The following is a 17,763-nucleotide window of genomic DNA, read 5'->3' on the forward strand; positions in this document are numbered from 1 at the left end:
GTACGGGCGTCGCAGCTGCAAACGCCGGGGGCGTCACGAGCCGGCTTCTTTTTGCCAGTCGCCGGGCAAGCTTACGCCCCTACGGCCTGACTGATAGCGTCCTTGGTAATTTTCCAGTGCGACGTGTGCCATTTGACTTCGTCGTCCTCCAACAGGAAAATTTGCGGCGATTCATGCTTGATCGCAAAACGTTCGGCGACCGCATTGGACACCGGACGATCCTCCCGCACCAGAATCACGGCCGCTTCCATCGCATGCTCCAGCAAATAGGCCTGAAACTCCTCATAGGCAGACGTGCTGATCGGGCAGATCGTGCTATGCTTGAACAAAAGCTTTTTGCCTTTTTGCGCAACGAACCGATCCAGTTCCTCGATCGAGTGAAGCTGTTTTTGTGCCACGATGTATCTCTCCTTTTCAGTCGCTATGTGGCTTCCAGTATACCGAAATCCGGCTGGCAAAGTCTACGGCTGCGGTGCAGGGGCAAAAGCAGCAGCCAGGGCATGCGCCAGCATTCGGGGGCGCCAAGCCACGACGAAGCTTGGGTACCCAACAGACACAGGCGTTGCTCTCCCCTGATCGAAAAAAAAGGAGCCGCCCCTCCAGCGCCTCCTCTTTCTTTGCTTAGACCGTAATTTTTGTCAATCGCTCGCGCACTTCCCGCATCCATTTTTGATCGCCTAGGGACTGCGCCAACAAATACAGATCGAGAAGCTCGTTGACCCTCTCGCCCAGCACTTCTCGCACCGAAGAGTCCGCCTTCTCATTAGCAATAAGTACCAATAAGTTGGATAACTCTGACAACTCTTCAAACTCGATCGCCTGGGGCTGCGGATGTTGGCCCAGTTCCTCCATGAGTGCTTTTAGATCATCCTTGATCACCTCGACCACCTGGGAATCCGCGCAGCGATCGTTTACGCAAACGTGTACGGGGACGTTCATGATTTTCACCCGTTTTTTGTACACGACATTGCGCAGGACGATCTCCATGTCACTCCCGCAGCGGCTGCATTTCTTTTGCACAACGTTCACCTCTCACCATCTACATATGTATACCTCTTCTTCTATTCGTGCTCGCCTCCTTCAATCCTGCTGCGCGCCAGGTGGTACATGGTGGATAGAGTGGCAGATATCGTACAACCACAGCCCCCTTGGTCTGCTCGGTGCTCACGCACGCCAAAAAACGATGCCCACCTGATTTTCGTGAGCATCGTTTTTGGCTGCCGGCTACTGCCCTCTTTATGCGTAAATCGCGTTTACCTTTTCACAGTGCGGGCAGACCGCTACCTTGCCGGAATGCCCTGCCTCGTCTTCCACCCGGTATCCCGTAATCCGCTCCGAAAAGCAAAACAAGCATTCCGTATTGAAATCCATGTCGTACTGAGCTTTCCACACAATGGATTTAAAATCCTCGCCTACATTGATGGTGATGGGGACGAGATCGTGTGCAAGATTCGATAATGATCGTTGCATCGCCATAACATCCTTTCGTTTTTGGCAAAAGTCTTTTCGTATCCTCTAGCTTTTCCTGCTTTTCAGAATAATAAACATGCCAAGTGAGCGGCCTTCCGGAAAGAATCTTCCCAAAAATGGGCGAATGCCCGTATCGGGGCTGTGCAAAAACCCATATGTTATGGATGTAAGCACAAGAGGCTTAACACACAACAAGGAGGATGTTCATCCTATGAGCAGCATTTTCAATGGAGACCTCGACGGTTTTACCTTAGTGTTGATTCTGTTTATCCTGTTGGTTATCATCGCCTGCGGCTGCGATTGACATCGCCATATTGGCGCGGGACGCTGCATATACATGAAGAACCGAATCCTGTAGACGCGTTTCCTCCGCACGCTACCCTTGCATGGGTAGCTTTTTTCTATGCGATTTGTGTACAATACATACTGATATGATATGGAAAGCGAGGGATCCCCTTCCTATGAAAGATCCGCGTATTGAGCAATTGGCAGATGTACTCGTCAACTACTCCACCCGCGTGCAAAAGGGTGAAAACGTTTTAATCTACTCCATCGGCAATGTTGCGGACTTGACGAAGGCAGTCATTGCCAAAGTGTACGAAGCAGGAGGGAATCCGTACGTTCAGCTGATTGACCAGAGCATTCAGCGCGAACTGCTGCTCGGCGCCAATGAGACCCAGCTTGGCGTCATGCGCGAGGCGGATGTCTCCTTCATGAAACAGATGGACTGCTACATCGGCATTCGCGGCGGAGACAACATCAGCGAGCTGGCCGACGTGCCTGGCGACAAAATGCAGCTGTACTCCAAGCTGCTGTTGCGCCCGGTGCTGGACGTGCGCGTGCCGGAGACGAGATGGGTCGTGCTGCGTTACCCGAACGCTTCGATGGCCCAGTTGGCCAACATGAGCACCGCTGCCTTTGAAGATTTTTACTTCAAGGTGTGTACGCTCAACTACGGCAAAATGGACAAAGCGATGGACAACCTCGTCGAACTGATGGAAAAAACCGACAAGGTGCGCATCACAGGTCCGGGTACAGACCTGACCTTCTCGATCAAAGGCATCCCGGCGATCAAATGCGCGGGCGAAGCCAACATTCCGGACGGGGAAGTCTTCACGGCACCTGTGCGCGATTCCGTCAACGGCACAATCGCCTACAACACGCCATCCCCGTACCAAGGCTTTACATACGACAACATCAAGCTGACGTTCAAGGATGGCAAAATCATCGAGGCCACCGCGAACGACACGAAAAGGATCAACGAAGTGTTCGATACGGATGAAGGCGCCCGCTATATCGGCGAATTCGCGATCGGGGTCAACCCGTACATCCAAAATCCGATGAAAGACATCCTGTTCGATGAAAAAATCGACGGCAGCTTCCACTTTACACCAGGGCAAGCCTACGACGATGCTTTCAACGGCAACAAGTCCTCGATCCACTGGGATCTGGTAATGATCCAGCGTCCGGAATGGGGCGGCGGCGAAATCTGGTTTGACGACCGCCTGATCCGCAAGGACGGCCGCTTCGTCGTGCCTGAGCTGGAATGCCTCAACCCGGAAAACTTGAAGTAACGGGAGAAGACCTGGCTTCGCCGCTTTGTCGGCGAAGCTTTTTTTGATCGGGACAACAGCCGCCGGGAGCCTCGCGCGACCAACAGAAGAAAGGCTTCGCCAGCTGTTCCTGGCCAAGCCCGTCTTGTTTATATAGCGATCAGGGAAAAAGGTGTCTGTCCACTTCGACTGGCTCCTGACCGAGCCCCTATACGGAGACGGAAAAGGCAGGCTCCTTCACCAAAGACGGCATTTTTTGCTCCAAGAAGGAAATGGTCGTCTCCAGATGGTGAATCGTATATTCCCAGCAAAAACGCTGATATTCATCAAATTGCTGCTCCAGCTTTTGAAAAGACTCCCGGCTCTCTTGTAGCATTTGCCGTTGCAAATGCAAACAGCTCTCCAGCATTGCTTTTTGCTCCTCTGGCGTGCGGCTCTTGCCGAAGAAAATTTTCACCAGCATGTCGGAGCGCAGTACCGGAGGCAAGATCGGCGTCTGGATTTCCTGCTGAAACGCTTCTCTCCCTTGCGCGGTGATCTGGTACAAAATTTTGTTGGGCTTTCCAGACTGAATGACTTCTTGTTTGGTAACCAGTCCTTCTTCCTCCAGCTTGCGCAGCGCAGGGTAAATCGCTCCAAAACTGGCGTCGTAGAAAAAGCTGATGCTATTGGAAAACGCCTGTTTGATATCGTACCCGCTCATCTCTCCGTAGCTTAAAAAGCCAAGGATGATCGTTTTCACATCCATCTCTTCGCATCCTCCATTATCATTTCTTTTTCTCTCTCTCTAGCGACAAAGCAGATTATTCCCTCTTTTCAGACGAGAACAGATCTGCTTAGCCTTTATGTTCAAAATATTCTCTACCTACACGTATTATAATTCGATTCTAATCTTTATACCAATGCTATTTCTTTATTATATCAATCAAAAATAATGATAGAACACACATGGCCATCCAAATTGGGCGTCCCTTCCCTTTCGCCGCTCCATAAGATGATACATACCTAACTACTGCTGTAGGGGGAGAGATTGGTGAAAAGTAAACGATGGTCCCAATATACGCGCGTAAAGTACCCTGTGAGCAGCAGCAGTCTGCACCCGTTCAATTTTTTTGTTCCGATTGTCGAGCGAGTCCAGGAGGGAGTCGTCTCCATTGTGACGGAAGACGCCCCCCTTGCAAAAGACGTCGATTCCCTGATTCGCAGCCTCATGGATCACGAAGACAAATCGACGGCGCCTGCCGAGCGCAGCTTCGGTTCGGGATTTATCTTCCATCCCAGAGGATATATTTTGACCAGCGAGCATGTCATTGGCAAATCGAAAAATATTTTTGTCAAGCTGTTCAACGGCAAGGTATTCGAAGCCAAGCGCATCGTCGCCGATCGAGTCAGAGATTATGCTGTCATTAAAATTGATGCGGACTGCAAGCTTTACCCTTTGCCGCTCGGCAATTCCTCGCATACCAAGGTGGGCGAATGGGTCATCAGCGTCGGTTCCCCGCTTGCTGCCATAGCGCCAAAAACCAAGCTCTCGCTTCACACGCTAGCGCGACGCGCCCCTTCTGGAACAACGCGGTTTTGCCTGTTGCGGGCCAGATAGAGCGCAAACTCCACAGGTCGCTCGACGGCCGTGGCATAGGTGTCCGTCTCTCCCATTTGGCGAAAAACCTCGCGTCCCGGTTTGGGATTGACCTCGATCAGCCATACCCGCCCGTTCCCATCCACTCCGATGTCCAGGCCAAACTCCATCATCCGGCCAAAATAGTCCTCCAGCGTGCTCGCCACCTCATGGGCAAGCAGGTGGCATTCGCGCATGATCTGCTGCCCCTGCCTTCTCCCGAACCGATTCACGAGCAGCGGCGCAAAAGGAACGGCTTGCCCGCCGCCATGCAGATTGGAGGTGGAGCTGCCTGACTCTCCGATGCGTACCGCGCTGCCGGTCACTCTCCACTCGCCTTCCCCGTCTTTTTGGATCAACACCCGCACATCCGCCACATGCTCGGGGATCAGGCCGAGATCGATTCCTTGCTGCACCAGAAAGTTGCCATCTGCAATTCGTTGCTCCGCCACCCAGCGACTGACCCAGTTCTCCACAGCCAGCAACCCGTCCAGTCTGGCCGTATGCACCTGATGCTGCTTGTCGCGCCCCGACAGAGTAAATTCCTTGCCGGCTTTCTCCACGCGCAAAATGCTTTTGCCGCCTGATCCGTTCCCCGGTTTGACATACACGAGCGGGTACCGCTCCAGCATGCTTGTCAAGGTCTGTTTTTCGTACACATGCGTCTCGGGAATCCAGCGATGGACCCGTTTGTCTTTGGCCAACAGCTGCGTCACCCGCCACTTTTTGGAAAAGGGGCTGTTCGCAAAGAAAAACAGGTCGCTGTTTCGCAACCGGATGTACGCTGGCACGCGCCGCCGGTAGCGGTCAATGACAACCTCCGGCCAGGGAAACCAGCTACTGGTCCATCCGCCCCCTGCTTTCGGCACGAAGCCTCTGATCTTTTTTTCCTTTCCGTATACGTCCTGATGCGAAAACAGGTAGATTTCCGCTCCCAGCTTCTGCCCGGCCAGCACCAGCTTGCGCAAATAGTCCGGCTCGCCAAAGCGCTGCCCCTGGCGCCAGGTCAAAATCCCGATCACCCGTTTGGGAAGCATCCTAACACCCTCTTCTTCTCGAATCGTTCGCCACAGTTTATGTGCGTGTGCCTGCTCACGAGACGTTCCTTTGCCGAAACGGGCTTGGCCCGCTGCAAAGCCCGCTTGCGGGCGGACGGCAATATTTGCGGGGCATACATCCGTGCGGAAACGGCAACAACATAGAAGAGCAGTCCCAAACACTTCGTTACTTACTTTTTTCAAGCTTATCTGGTACAATAAGCGGTAACACAACCATGCAAGATGGAGGTGACGCCGACATGAGTCAAGAGTTTGCTGGCGAACACATGTGTCCCAAGTACGAATGCGCCATGAACATTCTGGGCAAACGCTGGACAGGTCTCATCATTCACGTTCTGCTGCGCGGCGCCGTTCGCTTCAAGGATATTCGCGAGATGGTTCCTCACATGAGCGACAAAATGCTCTCGGAACGGCTGAAAGAACTGGAGGAGCTGGAAATTTTGGAACGCAAGGTATATCCGGAAATCCCTGTTCGCATCGAGTACGAATTAACAGAAAAAGGAAGAGATCTGCGTCCAGTCATTGAATCCATTCACGAATGGGGACAAAAATGGATGTAGCGTCGCCCCACTTGTCCAGAAACGGATGAGCGGGGTTTTTTTGTGCGTGTTGCCTCTCTTTGCGGTCGTCCCGCTGGGGAAAGCGCTCGTTTTTCTTTTTGCGGGCCAGGCATACAAACCGACATTTTGCTGTAGACTCTAGCAACCTCAATCGATGGGAGGGAACCCGATGCGAACGGCTGTCTACATGCGCGTCAGCACCGAAGATCAGGCGCGGGAAGGCTTTTCGATCCCGGCCCAGCGAGAAAAGCTGTTGGCGTACGTTCACTCTCAAGGGTGGGAAGTAGCCGCGATCTACGCGGACGAAGGGGTCAGCGCCAAGGATACGAACCGCCCGGAACTTCATCGGCTCCTGCGCGATATCCGGGAGGGAAGCATCGATGTCGTTCTCGTCTACCGCCTCGATCGGCTTACCCGCTCTGTGCTGGATTTGTATCGGCTGCTACAGGAATTTGAAGCATACGATGTCCGCTTCAAGAGCTGCACGGAAGTCTACGATACGACAACGGCGATTGGCCGACTGTTTATTACGCTGGTGGCGGCGCTCGCCCAATGGGAACGGGAAAATTTGGCGGAGCGGGTCAAGCTCGGCATGGAGCAAATGGTCAAGGAACGCAAAAGGCCAGGCGGCCCGCCGCCTTTTGGCTACGAGCTTCTGGAAGGGAAACTGATGATTCAGCCCGTCGAGGCGGCCGGCGTACGCGAGATGTTTGCCCGCTACGAAAAAGGCGAGTCTCCCCGGCAGATCGCCGAGTGGGCCAACCGCCAAGGTCTGCGGGGGAAAAACGGCGCCAGCTGGAGTGCCAGCGCAGTCCTTCGCCTGCTGAAAAATCCGGTGTATCACGGAGCGTTGCGCTGGAACTACACCGATTCGCTCCAGCGCCAAAACGCGCCTGAGGAGTGGTTGATCGAGGAAGCGACGCACCCTGCCATCATCGACAAAGCCTGCTTTGCTCGCGTGCAACAAAAAATGGCGGCTCGCGGCTCGCTCCACCCGCGCGTCCTCGGCTCGTCGTTTTCGTTTTCCGGCCTGCTCTACTGCTCGCGCTGCCACGCGCCTATGCGCGGAAAAACAGCGAAAAGCAAAAGCGGCACCAGGCTGTATATGCATCGCTATTATGTATGTAAAAACAAGCCATCCGGCCACTGCGATGCCCCTGCCATCCGCGAAGATCGGCTGGAGCAGGCCATTTTATCCGAGCTGATGCCCTATGCCAAAGAAGCGCTCGCCGCCTTCGCCCAAGCACGGGAATCGCTCCGCTCTCCCGATGGCGTGACGGCGGAGGAGCTGGAGCAAAAGCGGGCGCGCAAACGCCGTCGGTGGGAGGCAGCTTACGAGGAAGGGCTTCTCTCCCTCGAAGCTTTTCGCGAAAAACTGGCGGCCTTGCAGCCGGAATCGACTGGACAGGATCCCCCGCCTGCTGCCTCCCTCCCTGCTGCCTCCGCCCCCGATCCCGCGCTGTTGACCGCATGGCCTCTCATCTGGTCCCATGCCAGCGAGGAAGAACGCCGCCAGCTCATCGCCATTCTCGTCCGGCGCGTAGAAGCAACCGTATCGTCCCCGGAAACCGGGCAGCGTCATGAGCGCGCCATCTGCCTACATCACCTTGTCTTTCATTAAAATCGTTTGTTTCTTTGCATACAGGCGGTTCTCCACTTGGGTTGGAAAACTCTGTAACCGCCGGAATCATCAGCGCCAAAAACCGTCGCCTGCAGGTTGCCAAGCGAATGTACGAAGAAATTTTCCAGACCGACGCCGCCATCAACCCCGGCAACAGTGGTGGGCCACTCATCAACCTGAATGGCGAGGTCGTGGGGCTCAATGCCTTTATCATTCAATCCAGCCAATGTCTGGGCTTTGCCATTGGCATTGATGCCCTGAAGGCGCAACTGGAGCAGTATGTCTTCAAATAAAACGAAAAGAACAACTGCCTGGAGAACAGAAGGAAGAAAAGAAAAACCCCGTCTAGGATGACGGGGATTGCTTTTCAAAGGCGATCAAATAAACCGTTTGACCTTCGGCATTGATTTGTTCCTCTGCCTCTTTCAACTGTTGCAGCTGCACGGCCGTCAGCTGCGCGATCGGCAGTTCGCCCAAACGATGTTGTTCCATACGCCATTCCTCCGTTGGTATCAGACTCAAGCGTTAGTCTGTCCACCTGAACGGGTATGTATTTACGCGGTCAAATCGAAAGCTTTGGCAATCGCAGAACACGAGCGCTTGCAGAATACGATAGGCAGTTCGCGATCCTTCGCTTGGTTTTTCACCGTTTTGGCCAGGTTGTGATTGACAAAGTCAGTCAGGACCAAAATCATATGGATTCCTGCCGGGATTTTCACGCCCGTTTGGGAGCTTTTGCGCCCGGTTACATGGTGAATGTCCTTGAACCCTTGCCCACGCAACAAATCGACGATATTCCCGAGGCGATCTCCGCCAATGACTAAAATGGATGACATAATTGTTTTCCTCCTTTAATTGAGTGAATGTGACATGTATGTTCTGTTTCTCTGCTTTTCTAATTGATAATGAATATCACTCTTATTGATAAATATTATCATTCCCATTTAGCTTTGACAATACTCTCCATGATAACTTTTTTGTAAAAATAGAAATGCTAATAGTAGCCGGGCCTTTGCCGTTTCCCTCGTCCCATGCGTTTAGTGCCGGTACAAAATGCCAAAAATGAACAGAAAGTGAGGAAAATCTACATATGTGTTGCCCGGTTCATTTTTCCAGCTGTATAATGAACAAATAGATCGCGAATGAAGGAGGTGGCGGAGGGTGCAAGAAATAACACAGCTGCACGCCATTTTTGATCGAACCAGAGGGTACATCAATCGCTTTATGGGGATCATCCAGCCGATTATTGATGCTGCCCAGGACGAGCATACACGCTTGTACTACCATCACATTTTGGAAGAAGAAGAACAGCGCATGGGACGATTGCAGGAACTGATTCCTTATCTGGAGAAAGTTTCTGAAAAAGAAACGCTTGCAGAGCTGAGCGATCGCGAGCTTTCACGAATGCTGTCGGATGTGAACCTGGAGCGTTTTGGCCTGCATAATTTTCGCGAGCACCTGGAGCTTTCCCTGTACGAGTTTCAAGATGAAGAAACTCGCCAGGCGCTGGACAGCATGCGCGAAAAAACCCACGCCGACTACTTGCAGGTGAAAGAAATCGTGGCCGCTTTGAGCGAGCGGTTCTCCGACGGGTCCTCACCCGATCTTACTGACCACGACGAAGGGCATGACATCCACCAGGTGGATCATCTGAAAGCTTCGGCTTCCGCTGCCCACGGTGTTGCCTCCGTCATCAAGCATCCCGCTCCCGCCAAAGCCGTTTCCGGCAAAAAGGGACTGACGGTAGGAAGTCTGAAAGGCTTGTAAGGACAAATGATACGACTATGACCTGGAGGTATGCTATGGACAAGCTTCGCAAATACCCTGATTCTCCCTTGACGAACGATGAATGGGGCCAGATGGATGCTACGGTAATCGAGATGGCGCGCCGCCAGCTTGTGGGGCGCCGCTTCCTGGATATTTACGGCCCGCTTGGCGAAGGCATCCAGACGATTACCAACGACGTGTACGATGAATCCTCCTTTGGCGGTCTTTCCTTGCGCGGCGAATCGCTGGAAATGACACAGCCTAGCCGCCGTGTGAGCATGACGATTCCGATCCTGTACAAAGACTTCATGCTCTACTGGCGCGACGTGGCGCAAGCGCGCACACTCGGTATGCCGCTTGATATGAGCGCTGCGGCCAACGCGGCTTCTGGCTGTGCCCTGATGGAGGACGACCTGATTTTCAACGGTGCGGCTGAATTCGATCTGCCAGGCCTGATGAATGTAAAAGGCCGCCTCACTCACCTGAAAAGCGACTGGATGGAATCCGGCAACGCATTCGCCGATATCGTGGAGGCGCGCAACAAGCTGTTGAAAATGGGCCACAGCGGTCCGTATGCTCTGGTGGTGTCTCCTGAGCTGTACTCCCTGCTGCACCGCGTGCACAAGGGCACCAACGTGCTGGAGATCGAGCATGTGCGCAACCTCGTCACTGACGGGGTTTACCAATCGCCAACCATCAAGGGCCGTTCCGGCGTACTGGTCGCAACGGGCCGCCACAATCTGGACCTGGTGATTGCGGAAGACTTCGACACAGCTTTCCTCGGTGACGAGCAAATGAACAGCCTGTTCCGCGTCTACGAGTGCGTGGTGCTGCGCATCAAGCGTCCGAGCGCGATTTGCACGCTGGAGGAAACCGAAGAATAAAGAACGGCTTGGCTTGACTCCGCTTGCGGGTCAGGCAGAATGCCGGCTGTGACCATTTTTAGGTATAGAAAAAACGTGCCCATTGGACTTTGCTGTCCTTGGGCACGTTTTTTTGTGGGTTTTGTTCTCATCGGCAAATTTCTTCGTTGAGTCAACTTTCTCCCCCGCGAACGCAGACGCTACTGTGTCACCAGGCTTTGGCTGTACGCGTTGAATGCTTTGCCAAGTCGGGCAATCGCCAGCTCGGTATCTTCGCGATTGAGCAGGGTGTAATTCAAGCGCATCGTATGGCTCTGCGGCTCAGCCGCGTAAAACGGCTTGCCAGGGACGAAGGCCACGCCTTCTTGCACTGAGCGGGCCAATAGTTTTTCCGCATCCACATGCTCGGGCAAATTCACCCAGAGGAACATGCCTCCTCTTGGTTTCTCCCACTGCACGCCGTCCCAGTTTTGGGCGAGCAGCAATTCGTTCATCCACTCCATTCGCTCCTTGTAGGAAGCGCGAATGTTTGCGATGTGGCCCTCCAGATCGAAGCAAGAGAGCAGCTCATGGAGCGCCATCTGGTCAATCGTGCTGGATTGCAGGTCGACGGCTTGCTTCGCCTTCACCATCATCTGGATGACGCGCTTGTCACCGATGGCCCAGCCGGTACGCAGACCCGGGGCAACGATTTTGGAAAACGTGCTTGTGTACACGACGCAGGAATCGGTCGGATGCTCATCGAGAGAGAACAGGGAACGATACGGAGCTTCCCCGTCAAATTGGATTTCGCCGTACGGATCGTCTTCCAGTATGAGAATGTTGTTCGCTCTGCACTGGGCCAGCAAGCCCAGGCGGCGCTCCAGGCTCCACACCTTCCCTGTCGGATTGGCAAAAGTCGGAATGACATAGACCATTTTCGGTCGATACTGGGCGATTTTTTTCGCGAGATCGTCCAGGTCCATCCCTTCTGCGTCCCCTTGTACCGGAATGGGGCGAATTCCCCGGAATTGGAACAATTGAACGGCAGCCAGATACGTTGGATTTTCTACCAGCACGACGTCGCCTTCGTCAAAATAGACGCGACACAGCAAGTCGACGGCCTGCTGGGAGCCGGTGGTCAACAGCATATTGTCCAAGCCAACATGCATCTGTTTTTGCTTCATGCGCGAGGCAATCCACTCCCGAAGCGGGATGTATCCGTCCGTCAAACCGTATTGCAGGGATTTGGCCCCCCGATCGAAGGCGCGATGAAAAGCTTCACGCATGGCCTCAATCGGAAAAGAATCCTCGGCTGGCAGTCCACCTGCAAGCGATAGCACTTGATTGCCTTGCGTCAGCTTCAAGATTTCCCGGACAGCCGAGGAGGATAATGCGTCTACTGATTTTGAAAAGGAATACTCCATCTCCCGTTCCCCCTTGATTTCGCTTATCCTTGTTTTATCACCGACACCAGGCAAAGTCCAATCCCCGCTAGCTATGGAGCAAATAGGTTTTGACTATGTGGAGCGAGTGCGGTACGCCTTTTCGAAAGCGCTCCACCACACGCAAAAAGCCCCTCTCCGCTAAAAAAGGGAAAGGGGCGAATATGTAGCTCGCTGGAATAATACTCTACGCGATGCGGACAACCCGCGATTTTTCTGCATGAGGCAGGAAGGACAGGTCCACATGGGTGCGCGCTTCCTCCAGCCCGATGTCTTCTGCCAGAAGCAACGCCTCTTCCTGGAAGGTCGGCGTACAGCTTCCTTCGTTCAGCTCACAGAGACGCTTCAGGCGTTTCAGGCGCTCTGCGCACTTTTCTTTCCGCATGCATTCATTGGCAAGCTCACATACATTGACGTGGCGCGCATCCGCGATCATGCTGATGTCGTCCACATGCACAATCAGCCGCTTGCCGTCCTCTGTCACGAAGCCGATCGAGCAAAAATGCGCACCTGACATTTCCAAACGAGTGAGAACCGCATTGGTGAAAACCTCTCCTGTGCGCAGTCGTACCTGAGCTGCTTCAATGGCTCCACCGATCTTCCGCTCGTTGGCGATCACCGTGTACATGTCCGTGTAACCGTTAATCTGATAGCGCATAGTACCCTCCTGCTCCTGATGAGATCAATTATCATTAACAACATCGTATAATGAAAATCATTATCTGTCAACGATGAGAATGATTTTTATTCCTAGTGCCCGTCTCATGATCTCAGCAGCAAGTATCGCGCGGGCAGCCTGGCTCCGGGGGGACTTCCTGCGCGGCAGCGTATCGCGCAGGCGTGCGGGAAGAGACCCGCTCGCCCATGGAACAAGCCTGAGCCGCAACAAAAAACCACACTCCCTTCCTCAGGGGGTGTGGTCACTCGCTCTCTTATTTCGTATTTGCAAAGATCCCCAGCTGCTCGATCCGCCGTACCGCTTCTGCCAGGCGTTGTTCGTCCGACAGCAGGGCGGCCCGCACGTAGCCTTCTCCGCTCGGGCCGAAGCCTACGCCAGGCGCGACGACCACGTGCGCTTTTTCCAGCAGCAAATCGGAGAACTCCACCGAAGTAAAGCCCGCCGGAACGGGGAGCCAGGCAAAAAACGAGCCTTGCGACGGCGGAGCCTGCCAGCCGATGCGATGCAAATGGGAGAACAGCGTATTGCGGCGGCTCTCGTAGACGGCCACCAGATCGCGCACGCACTGCTGCGAGTCTGTCATCGCCTTAGCCGCAGCCATTTGGACGGCCCCAAACAGACTGACGAAGTAGTGATCCTGAATCAGATTGATGAGTCTCACCAGCTCGCGGTTGCCGACCATCGCGCCCACGCGCCAGCCGGCCATATTGTACGTTTTGGACAGCGTGTAGAACTCTACTCCGACCTCTTTTGCCCCCGGCACCTGCATGAAGCTGACAGGCTTTTGGCCGTCGTAGCTGATCGCGCCGTACGCGAAGTCGTGACAGACAACGATCTCTTGCTTGCGCGCAAACCGGACGGTCTCCTCGTAAAAGGCAAACGGGGCATTCACCGCTGTCGGGTTATTCGGATAGTTCAAAAACATCAGCTTGGCGCGGTCCAAATCGGCTTGCGGGATTTTGCTGTAGTCGGGCAAAAACCGGTTTTCTGCCATCAGCGGCATCATGGACATCCGGCCGTTCACGACCGCGACGCCGGACCAGTAATCCGGATAGCCAGGGTCCGGCACGAGCGCTACATCGCCCGCGTTCATCAGCACCTGGCAAATTTCCACGAGTCCGGTCTTGCTTCCGAACAAAATCGCCACTTCTTCCTCCGGATCGAGGTCCACAGCAAATTCTTGCTTGTACCAGTGGGCGACCGCCTGCTTCAGCTCCAAGCGACCGGAGAATGGCGGATATTTGTGGTGCAGCGGATTTTCTGCCTGTGCCTTCAGCTCTTCCACAATATGCGGCGGGGTAGGCAAGTCCGGATTCCCTTGGCCCAGATTAATGACGTCATGCCCGCTAGCGATGACTTTGTTTACTTTTGCCACCAATGTCGCAAAAAACTGGGTCGGGAGCCGATCCATCATGTCGGAAGGTTGGATGCGCATCTGTCTTCAGTTCCTTTCTTTTTTGGCCAATGTACAGCAAAAACCCCCTCTTTCCGTACAGAAAAAGGGGGAGATCAAGCTTGGTCACGTCCTTATCTGTCAGGAATTCTCCTGCTGGAATTGGCACAGCATCTGCAACACGAAAAGCGTGCAGATCCGCTGCCGGGCTTCATAGGGCCAGTCCCTCCGCCTCTCTTTATAAGTAAATCACACGGAATATACTGTTTTAATCTTCTTCATACTACCTTGCCTGCTCCAAACGTGTCAAGATGCTTCGCACGGCCAACGAATTTTTCCTGGCTACAGCTTTTCCGCGGCCGTCGCAGGCACTTTTTGGACGCGGCCTTGAAAAGCGCTGTGCAGGGCGAAGAACAGCACAGACAAAAGAGCCAGCCCCGCCATGATGTACAAAAGCCCTTGCGCCTGGAGGTGCTGGAAAATGACGGCCCCGAGCAACGGTCCGAGCATGCGTCCCGCAGATCCCGTACCCGAGATCAGCCCTTGAATGAAGCCTTCGCGCCCCTGTGGGGTAAACTCCGCCGCCACGGCAGGTACGGCCGGCCAGACGAGCATCTCTCCCAGCGTCATAATGAACATTCCGGCGACGAAACCAGCGTAGGAGGTCGTCTGCGCCAAAATCAGCATCGACAGCACGAACACGTACGAGCCGAGCAGCATTTGCGCCCGGAGCGTGCGGGCGAAGCGGCGGATGACCCAGGCGATCAGCGGCTGGCCGAACAAAATCAGTCCGCCGTTGATCGTCCACAGCAAGCTGTACTGGCGCAAGGAAATGCCCAGCGATTGCATGTAGGTCGACAGCACCGTCGTCCACTGGACGTAGACCATCCAGCTGATGAACAGCCCGCTGCACAAGAGTAGCAAGGCGCCCCACGCCACTTTTTTCGTCGGCAGTTGCTGTAGCGGCGAAAGGGCCTCAACCGGTTTCCGATGGGCTGCCGGGGTTTGAACGGCAGCGGCGGGAGCGCCTGCTGTCTTGGCTTGCTCCGCCTGATGGCCCCGCTCTGTGACCGCCTTGAGTTGCCGAGGCAGGACGAGCGCGAACATGGTAAGCACGATCACTTGCGCGATGGCGTTGCCAAAGAACGTCCAGGCAAACGAAATACTCGCCAGCATGCCGCCGAGGGCAGAGCCAGCCGCCACCCCGGCATTGAGCGCGACGTAGATCATGTTGATTCCTTTGCGCCCGCCCTCCGGCCACAGGACGACAGCGAGTGCATTCATGACCGGAGACAGCGCGCCGTAAAACAGCCCGTTCATCAGCAGCAAGACCGTATAGACCAGAAAGTCATGCGTGACGCCAAGCCCGACCGAGACCAGAATGATGCCGAGGGAGGCAAAGACGATCGTACGCATTTTCCCCCAACGGTCGAACAGCATGCCGCCTGCGATGCTGCCGATCAGAAAAGCCCCCTGATTCCCTAACAGCAAAAAACCCGCTACGGTCAGCGGCTTCCCCAGATAGTCGTGGATATAGATGGTGACAAGCGGCCAAATACAGGCCATTCCTGTGGAAAACAGGATCGCAGCCATCGCCAGCAGACGAATGCTGCTCGGATAGGATTGCCATTTCTGTCTCATGGTCTAGTTCTCTCCCCGGCGAAAATCGCCGCTTTTTCCGCCCGTTTTGCTCACCAGGCAAGTCGGACCGATGACCATTCCTTTATCCATCGCCTTGCACATATCGTACACCGTCAGAGCAGCGGCGCTGACAGCGGTCAAGGCTTCCATCTCGACGCCCGTCTTCCCGGTCGTTCGCACACAGGCCTCAACGGCCAGCGTCGTCTCGTTTTCAAAAGCGAAGCGAATGTCGATTCCGGTCAAAGGCAGCGGATGGCACATCGGGATGATCTCCCACGTTTTTTTCGCTGCCAGGACACCTGCTACCTGTGCGACTGCCAGCACATCTCCCTTTTCGATCCGCCCTTCGCGAATGCGGGCGAGCGTTTCCGGCTTCATGACGATTTTGCTCTCTGCCACAGCCTCCCGCTTTGTGTTGTCCTTTTCCGAGATATCCACCATCCGCGCGCGGTTTTGTTCATTAAAATGCGTCAGTTGATCGTTCATGCGACTATCCGTCCTCCCTCTCGCGCGACCTGCAACCGGTCAAAAAACCCGGCTGAAATCGGTCTTTTGTCTACTCCTACCTTACTCCCGCGGCCTGGGAAAAGCAATGGAAACATCGCTTCTACCCATGGCTGCGGCTCGCGGCTCTTCTTTCACAATCTTGCTCTCCTACTGGCAAATCCGTACGGAAATACGGTGACGACGGTATACTGGGCGTACCACAGCCAGCAAGTGCTGGAAAAGCTTAGGTTTGGGAGGCGTTTGCGCAAATGAGGGAGAAACCATATGTACACTGGTCGAGAGTAACCGTGAGAAAGGGGAGCTTGTATCTCGCCGCGACAGCCAAGGGACTCTGCTTCGTCGGCTCCCGGAACGGCTCGTTGCAGGAGCTGACCGATTGGCTCGCCCGGCGCAGGCCCCGCTATGTGGCCGTGCAGGATCACGAGCTGCTCGCCCCTTATGCGGCGGAAATTCGCGAGTATTGGCAAGGGATGCGCCAGCGCTTTTCGTTCCCGCTCGATCTGGAAGGCACGCCGTTTCAGCTCGCGGTCTGGGAGGCGTTGCGCCAAATTCCATACGGGCAGACGACTTCCTATTCCGCGTTTGCCGCTCAAATCGCAAAGCCCGCCGCCGTCAGAGCGGTAGGTGCTGCGATCGGAGCCAATCCGCTGCTTTTGGCCGTCCCCTGTCACCGGGTCGTCGGCAAAAACGGCAGCCTGACCGGGTATCGCGGCGGCCTGGACATGAAGTCGGAACTGCTCGCGCTGGAAAAAGAATGTTTCCCCAACGAAAAAACGAAGAAGGGATCAACGTGAACGTCACTTTCTTTTCCAGGCAGCCAAAAACGCTGCTCCATAAAGGAAGCGGATTTTTGACCGATTACACGCATTCGCTCAATCCGTACATCGGCTGCTCATTCGCCTGCTCGTACTGTTACGTGCGGCAAATGCCCGTGTCGCTGTTTCGCGGGCAAGACTGGGGGACGTGGGTCGATATCAAAACGGATGCTGCCGCTCTGCTCGCCAAAGAGCTGCAGCGGGCTAAAGCGAAAGGAACCGTCTCCATCTTCATGTCGTCGAGCACAGACCCTTACCAGCCCATTGAATATCGGGAAAAAGTGACGCGCTCCCTGCTTGCGGTCATGGTAGAGCATCCGCCCGATTTTTTGCTTGTCCAGACCCGCAGCCCGCTCGTCACCCGCGATCTGGACTTGCTGCTGCGCCTCGGACAGCGGGTACGCGTCAGCATGACGGTGGAAACCGACCTGGAGGAAATTCGCAGACATTTCTCCCCGCAGGCCCCTCCCATTCCCGCACGGCTCCGGGCACTCCGGGAGCTGGCAGCCGCAGGAGTCCCGACGCAGGTGGCGATCGCGCCTGTCTTGCCGAGCAGCGAGGCTTTTCCCGCCCTGTTGCGGCCACTGGTCAAGCGGGTTTGCCTCGATGACTTTTACATGGGCGACGGCAGCGGCGGCAAGCGGACGAAGAGAAACGGAATCCCCTCGCTTTTTGCCGAGCTGGGATTGGAGCAATGGGCGGAGCCGGACGCCTATCGGCTTGTCTACGATCGCCTGCTGCGCGTGTTCGCAGAAGACGAGCTGTTCATAAGCCAAAAAGGCTTCGCACCCTAG

21 protein-coding genes and 1 riboswitch are annotated in these 17,763 nt (G+C 54.9%); of the genes, 9 read left to right on the forward strand and 12 right to left on the reverse strand.

Annotated features, from left to right (window positions below):
• Positions 1–71: 71 nt before the first annotated feature.
• The 3 genes from ytxJ to ACTHO6_RS06940 all read right to left on the reverse strand — a co-directional run bounded on the left by ytxJ (position 72) and on the right by ACTHO6_RS06940 (position 1,470).
• On the reverse strand, positions 72–398 hold the full coding sequence (ytxJ, locus tag ACTHO6_RS06930) for a bacillithiol system redox-active protein YtxJ (protein ID WP_440240772.1): 327 nt from the start codon (positions 396–398) through the stop codon (positions 72–74).
• Between the two features lie 223 nt (positions 399–621).
• A complete protein-coding gene (locus ACTHO6_RS06935) occupies positions 622–1,020 on the reverse strand; it encodes a hypothetical protein (RefSeq protein ID WP_440240774.1) in 399 nt (132 codons plus the stop codon).
• Between the two features lie 216 nt (positions 1,021–1,236).
• Entirely contained in the window at positions 1,237–1,470 is a 234-nt protein-coding gene (locus ACTHO6_RS06940) for a hypothetical protein (protein WP_440240776.1), read from the reverse strand.
• A gap of 461 nt (positions 1,471–1,931) precedes the next feature.
• Between ACTHO6_RS06940 and ACTHO6_RS06945 the strand changes: the two genes are divergently transcribed.
• Positions 1,932–3,044 (forward strand): aminopeptidase, encoded by a 1,113-nt coding sequence (locus ACTHO6_RS06945; RefSeq protein WP_440240778.1) that lies wholly within the window; start codon positions 1,932–1,934, stop codon positions 3,042–3,044.
• A gap of 187 nt (positions 3,045–3,231) precedes the next feature.
• Here the strand turns inward: ACTHO6_RS06945 and ACTHO6_RS06950 are convergent, their stop codons facing one another.
• Positions 3,232–3,771 carry a PadR family transcriptional regulator gene (locus ACTHO6_RS06950; protein WP_440240780.1) on the reverse strand — a complete coding sequence of 180 codons (540 nt, stop codon included), beginning with the start codon at positions 3,769–3,771 and terminating at the stop codon, positions 3,232–3,234.
• 285 nt (positions 3,772–4,056) lie between these two features.
• Here ACTHO6_RS06950 and ACTHO6_RS06955 point away from each other — a divergent pair, with 285 nt between their 5' ends.
• Positions 4,057–4,623 carry a S1C family serine protease gene (locus ACTHO6_RS06955; protein ID WP_440240782.1) on the forward strand — a complete coding sequence of 189 codons (567 nt, stop codon included), beginning with the start codon at positions 4,057–4,059 and terminating at the stop codon, positions 4,621–4,623.
• Here ACTHO6_RS06955 and ACTHO6_RS06960 read toward each other — a convergent pair.
• Positions 4,560–5,678, reverse strand: a complete 1,119-nt coding sequence (locus tag ACTHO6_RS06960) for a YheC/YheD family endospore coat-associated protein (RefSeq protein WP_440240784.1) — start codon at positions 5,676–5,678, stop codon at positions 4,560–4,562. The two genes, ACTHO6_RS06955 and ACTHO6_RS06960, sit on opposite strands and share 64 nt — an antisense overlap.
• 260 nt (positions 5,679–5,938) lie before the next feature.
• Between ACTHO6_RS06960 and ACTHO6_RS06965 the strand changes: the two genes are divergently transcribed.
• From ACTHO6_RS06965 to ACTHO6_RS06975, 3 genes are all read left to right on the forward strand, one after another.
• The gene (locus tag ACTHO6_RS06965) at positions 5,939–6,259 is read left to right on the forward strand and encodes a winged helix-turn-helix transcriptional regulator (protein WP_440240786.1); all 321 of its coding nucleotides are present in this window, start codon (positions 5,939–5,941) and stop codon (positions 6,257–6,259) included.
• A gap of 169 nt (positions 6,260–6,428) precedes the next feature.
• Positions 6,429–7,880, forward strand: a complete 1,452-nt coding sequence (locus tag ACTHO6_RS06970) for a recombinase family protein (protein ID WP_440240788.1) — start codon at positions 6,429–6,431, stop codon at positions 7,878–7,880.
• Positions 7,881–7,894: 14 nt separating this feature from the next.
• Positions 7,895–8,173, forward strand: coding sequence for a S1C family serine protease (locus ACTHO6_RS06975; protein ID WP_025843917.1), 279 nt, complete (start codon positions 7,895–7,897; stop codon positions 8,171–8,173).
• 52 nt (positions 8,174–8,225) lie between these two features.
• Here ACTHO6_RS06975 and ACTHO6_RS06980 read toward each other — a convergent pair whose 3' ends face one another.
• Positions 8,226–8,372: a hypothetical protein gene (locus tag ACTHO6_RS06980; RefSeq protein ID WP_440240789.1), complete on the reverse strand. Its 147-nt coding sequence runs from the start codon at positions 8,370–8,372 to the stop codon at positions 8,226–8,228.
• Positions 8,373–8,434: 62 nt separating this feature from the next.
• Positions 8,435–8,716, reverse strand: a complete 282-nt coding sequence (locus ACTHO6_RS06985; protein ID WP_440240790.1) for a DUF2325 domain-containing protein — start codon at positions 8,714–8,716, stop codon at positions 8,435–8,437.
• 325 nt (positions 8,717–9,041) lie between these two features.
• Here ACTHO6_RS06985 and ACTHO6_RS06990 point away from each other — a divergent pair, with 325 nt between their 5' ends.
• Positions 9,042–9,647, forward strand: a complete 606-nt coding sequence (locus ACTHO6_RS06990; RefSeq protein ID WP_440240791.1) for an IMEF encapsulin system ferritin-like cargo protein — start codon at positions 9,042–9,044, stop codon at positions 9,645–9,647.
• A gap of 35 nt (positions 9,648–9,682) precedes the next feature.
• A complete protein-coding gene (locus ACTHO6_RS06995; RefSeq protein WP_440240792.1) occupies positions 9,683–10,531 on the forward strand; it encodes a family 1 encapsulin nanocompartment shell protein in 849 nt (282 codons plus the stop codon).
• 179 nt (positions 10,532–10,710) lie between these two features.
• Here ACTHO6_RS06995 and ACTHO6_RS07000 read toward each other — a convergent pair whose 3' ends face one another.
• The 5 genes from ACTHO6_RS07000 to moaC form a co-directional block, all read right to left on the reverse strand.
• On the reverse strand, positions 10,711–11,916 hold the full coding sequence (locus tag ACTHO6_RS07000; RefSeq protein WP_440240793.1) for a PLP-dependent aminotransferase family protein: 1,206 nt from the start codon (positions 11,914–11,916) through the stop codon (positions 10,711–10,713).
• A 205-nt stretch (positions 11,917–12,121) separates the two neighbouring features.
• Positions 12,122–12,592, reverse strand: coding sequence for a hypothetical protein (locus tag ACTHO6_RS07005; protein ID WP_440240794.1), 471 nt, complete (start codon positions 12,590–12,592; stop codon positions 12,122–12,124).
• A gap of 274 nt (positions 12,593–12,866) precedes the next feature.
• Positions 12,867–14,048, reverse strand: a complete 1,182-nt coding sequence (locus ACTHO6_RS07010) for a pyridoxal phosphate-dependent aminotransferase (RefSeq protein WP_440240795.1) — start codon at positions 14,046–14,048, stop codon at positions 12,867–12,869.
• 89 nt (positions 14,049–14,137) lie between these two features.
• Positions 14,138–14,253: riboswitch (SAM riboswitch) on the reverse strand.
• Positions 14,254–14,348: 95 nt separating this feature from the next.
• Positions 14,349–15,647 carry an MFS transporter gene (locus ACTHO6_RS07015; protein WP_440240796.1) on the reverse strand — a complete coding sequence of 433 codons (1,299 nt, stop codon included), beginning with the start codon at positions 15,645–15,647 and terminating at the stop codon, positions 14,349–14,351.
• Between the two features lie 3 nt (positions 15,648–15,650).
• Positions 15,651–16,133, reverse strand: a complete 483-nt coding sequence (gene moaC / locus ACTHO6_RS07020; protein WP_440240797.1) for a cyclic pyranopterin monophosphate synthase MoaC — start codon at positions 16,131–16,133, stop codon at positions 15,651–15,653.
• Positions 16,134–16,402: 269 nt separating this feature from the next.
• On the opposite strand from moaC, the gene ACTHO6_RS07025 reads away from it, so the two are divergent.
• Together ACTHO6_RS07025 and ACTHO6_RS07030 are read left to right on the forward strand one after the other, a co-directional pair.
• Complete coding sequence (locus tag ACTHO6_RS07025; protein WP_440240798.1) at positions 16,403–16,948, forward strand: methylated-DNA--[protein]-cysteine S-methyltransferase; 546 nt, start codon at positions 16,403–16,405, stop codon at positions 16,946–16,948.
• On the forward strand, positions 16,909–17,763 hold the full coding sequence (locus ACTHO6_RS07030) for an SPL family radical SAM protein (protein WP_440240799.1): 855 nt from the start codon (positions 16,909–16,911) through the stop codon (positions 17,761–17,763). The genes ACTHO6_RS07025 and ACTHO6_RS07030 overlap by 40 nt, the downstream gene beginning before the upstream one ends.

The organism is Brevibacillus sp. SAFN-007a (assembly GCF_051967035.1).
Classification (GTDB): Bacteria; Bacillota; Bacilli; order Brevibacillales; family Brevibacillaceae; genus Brevibacillus.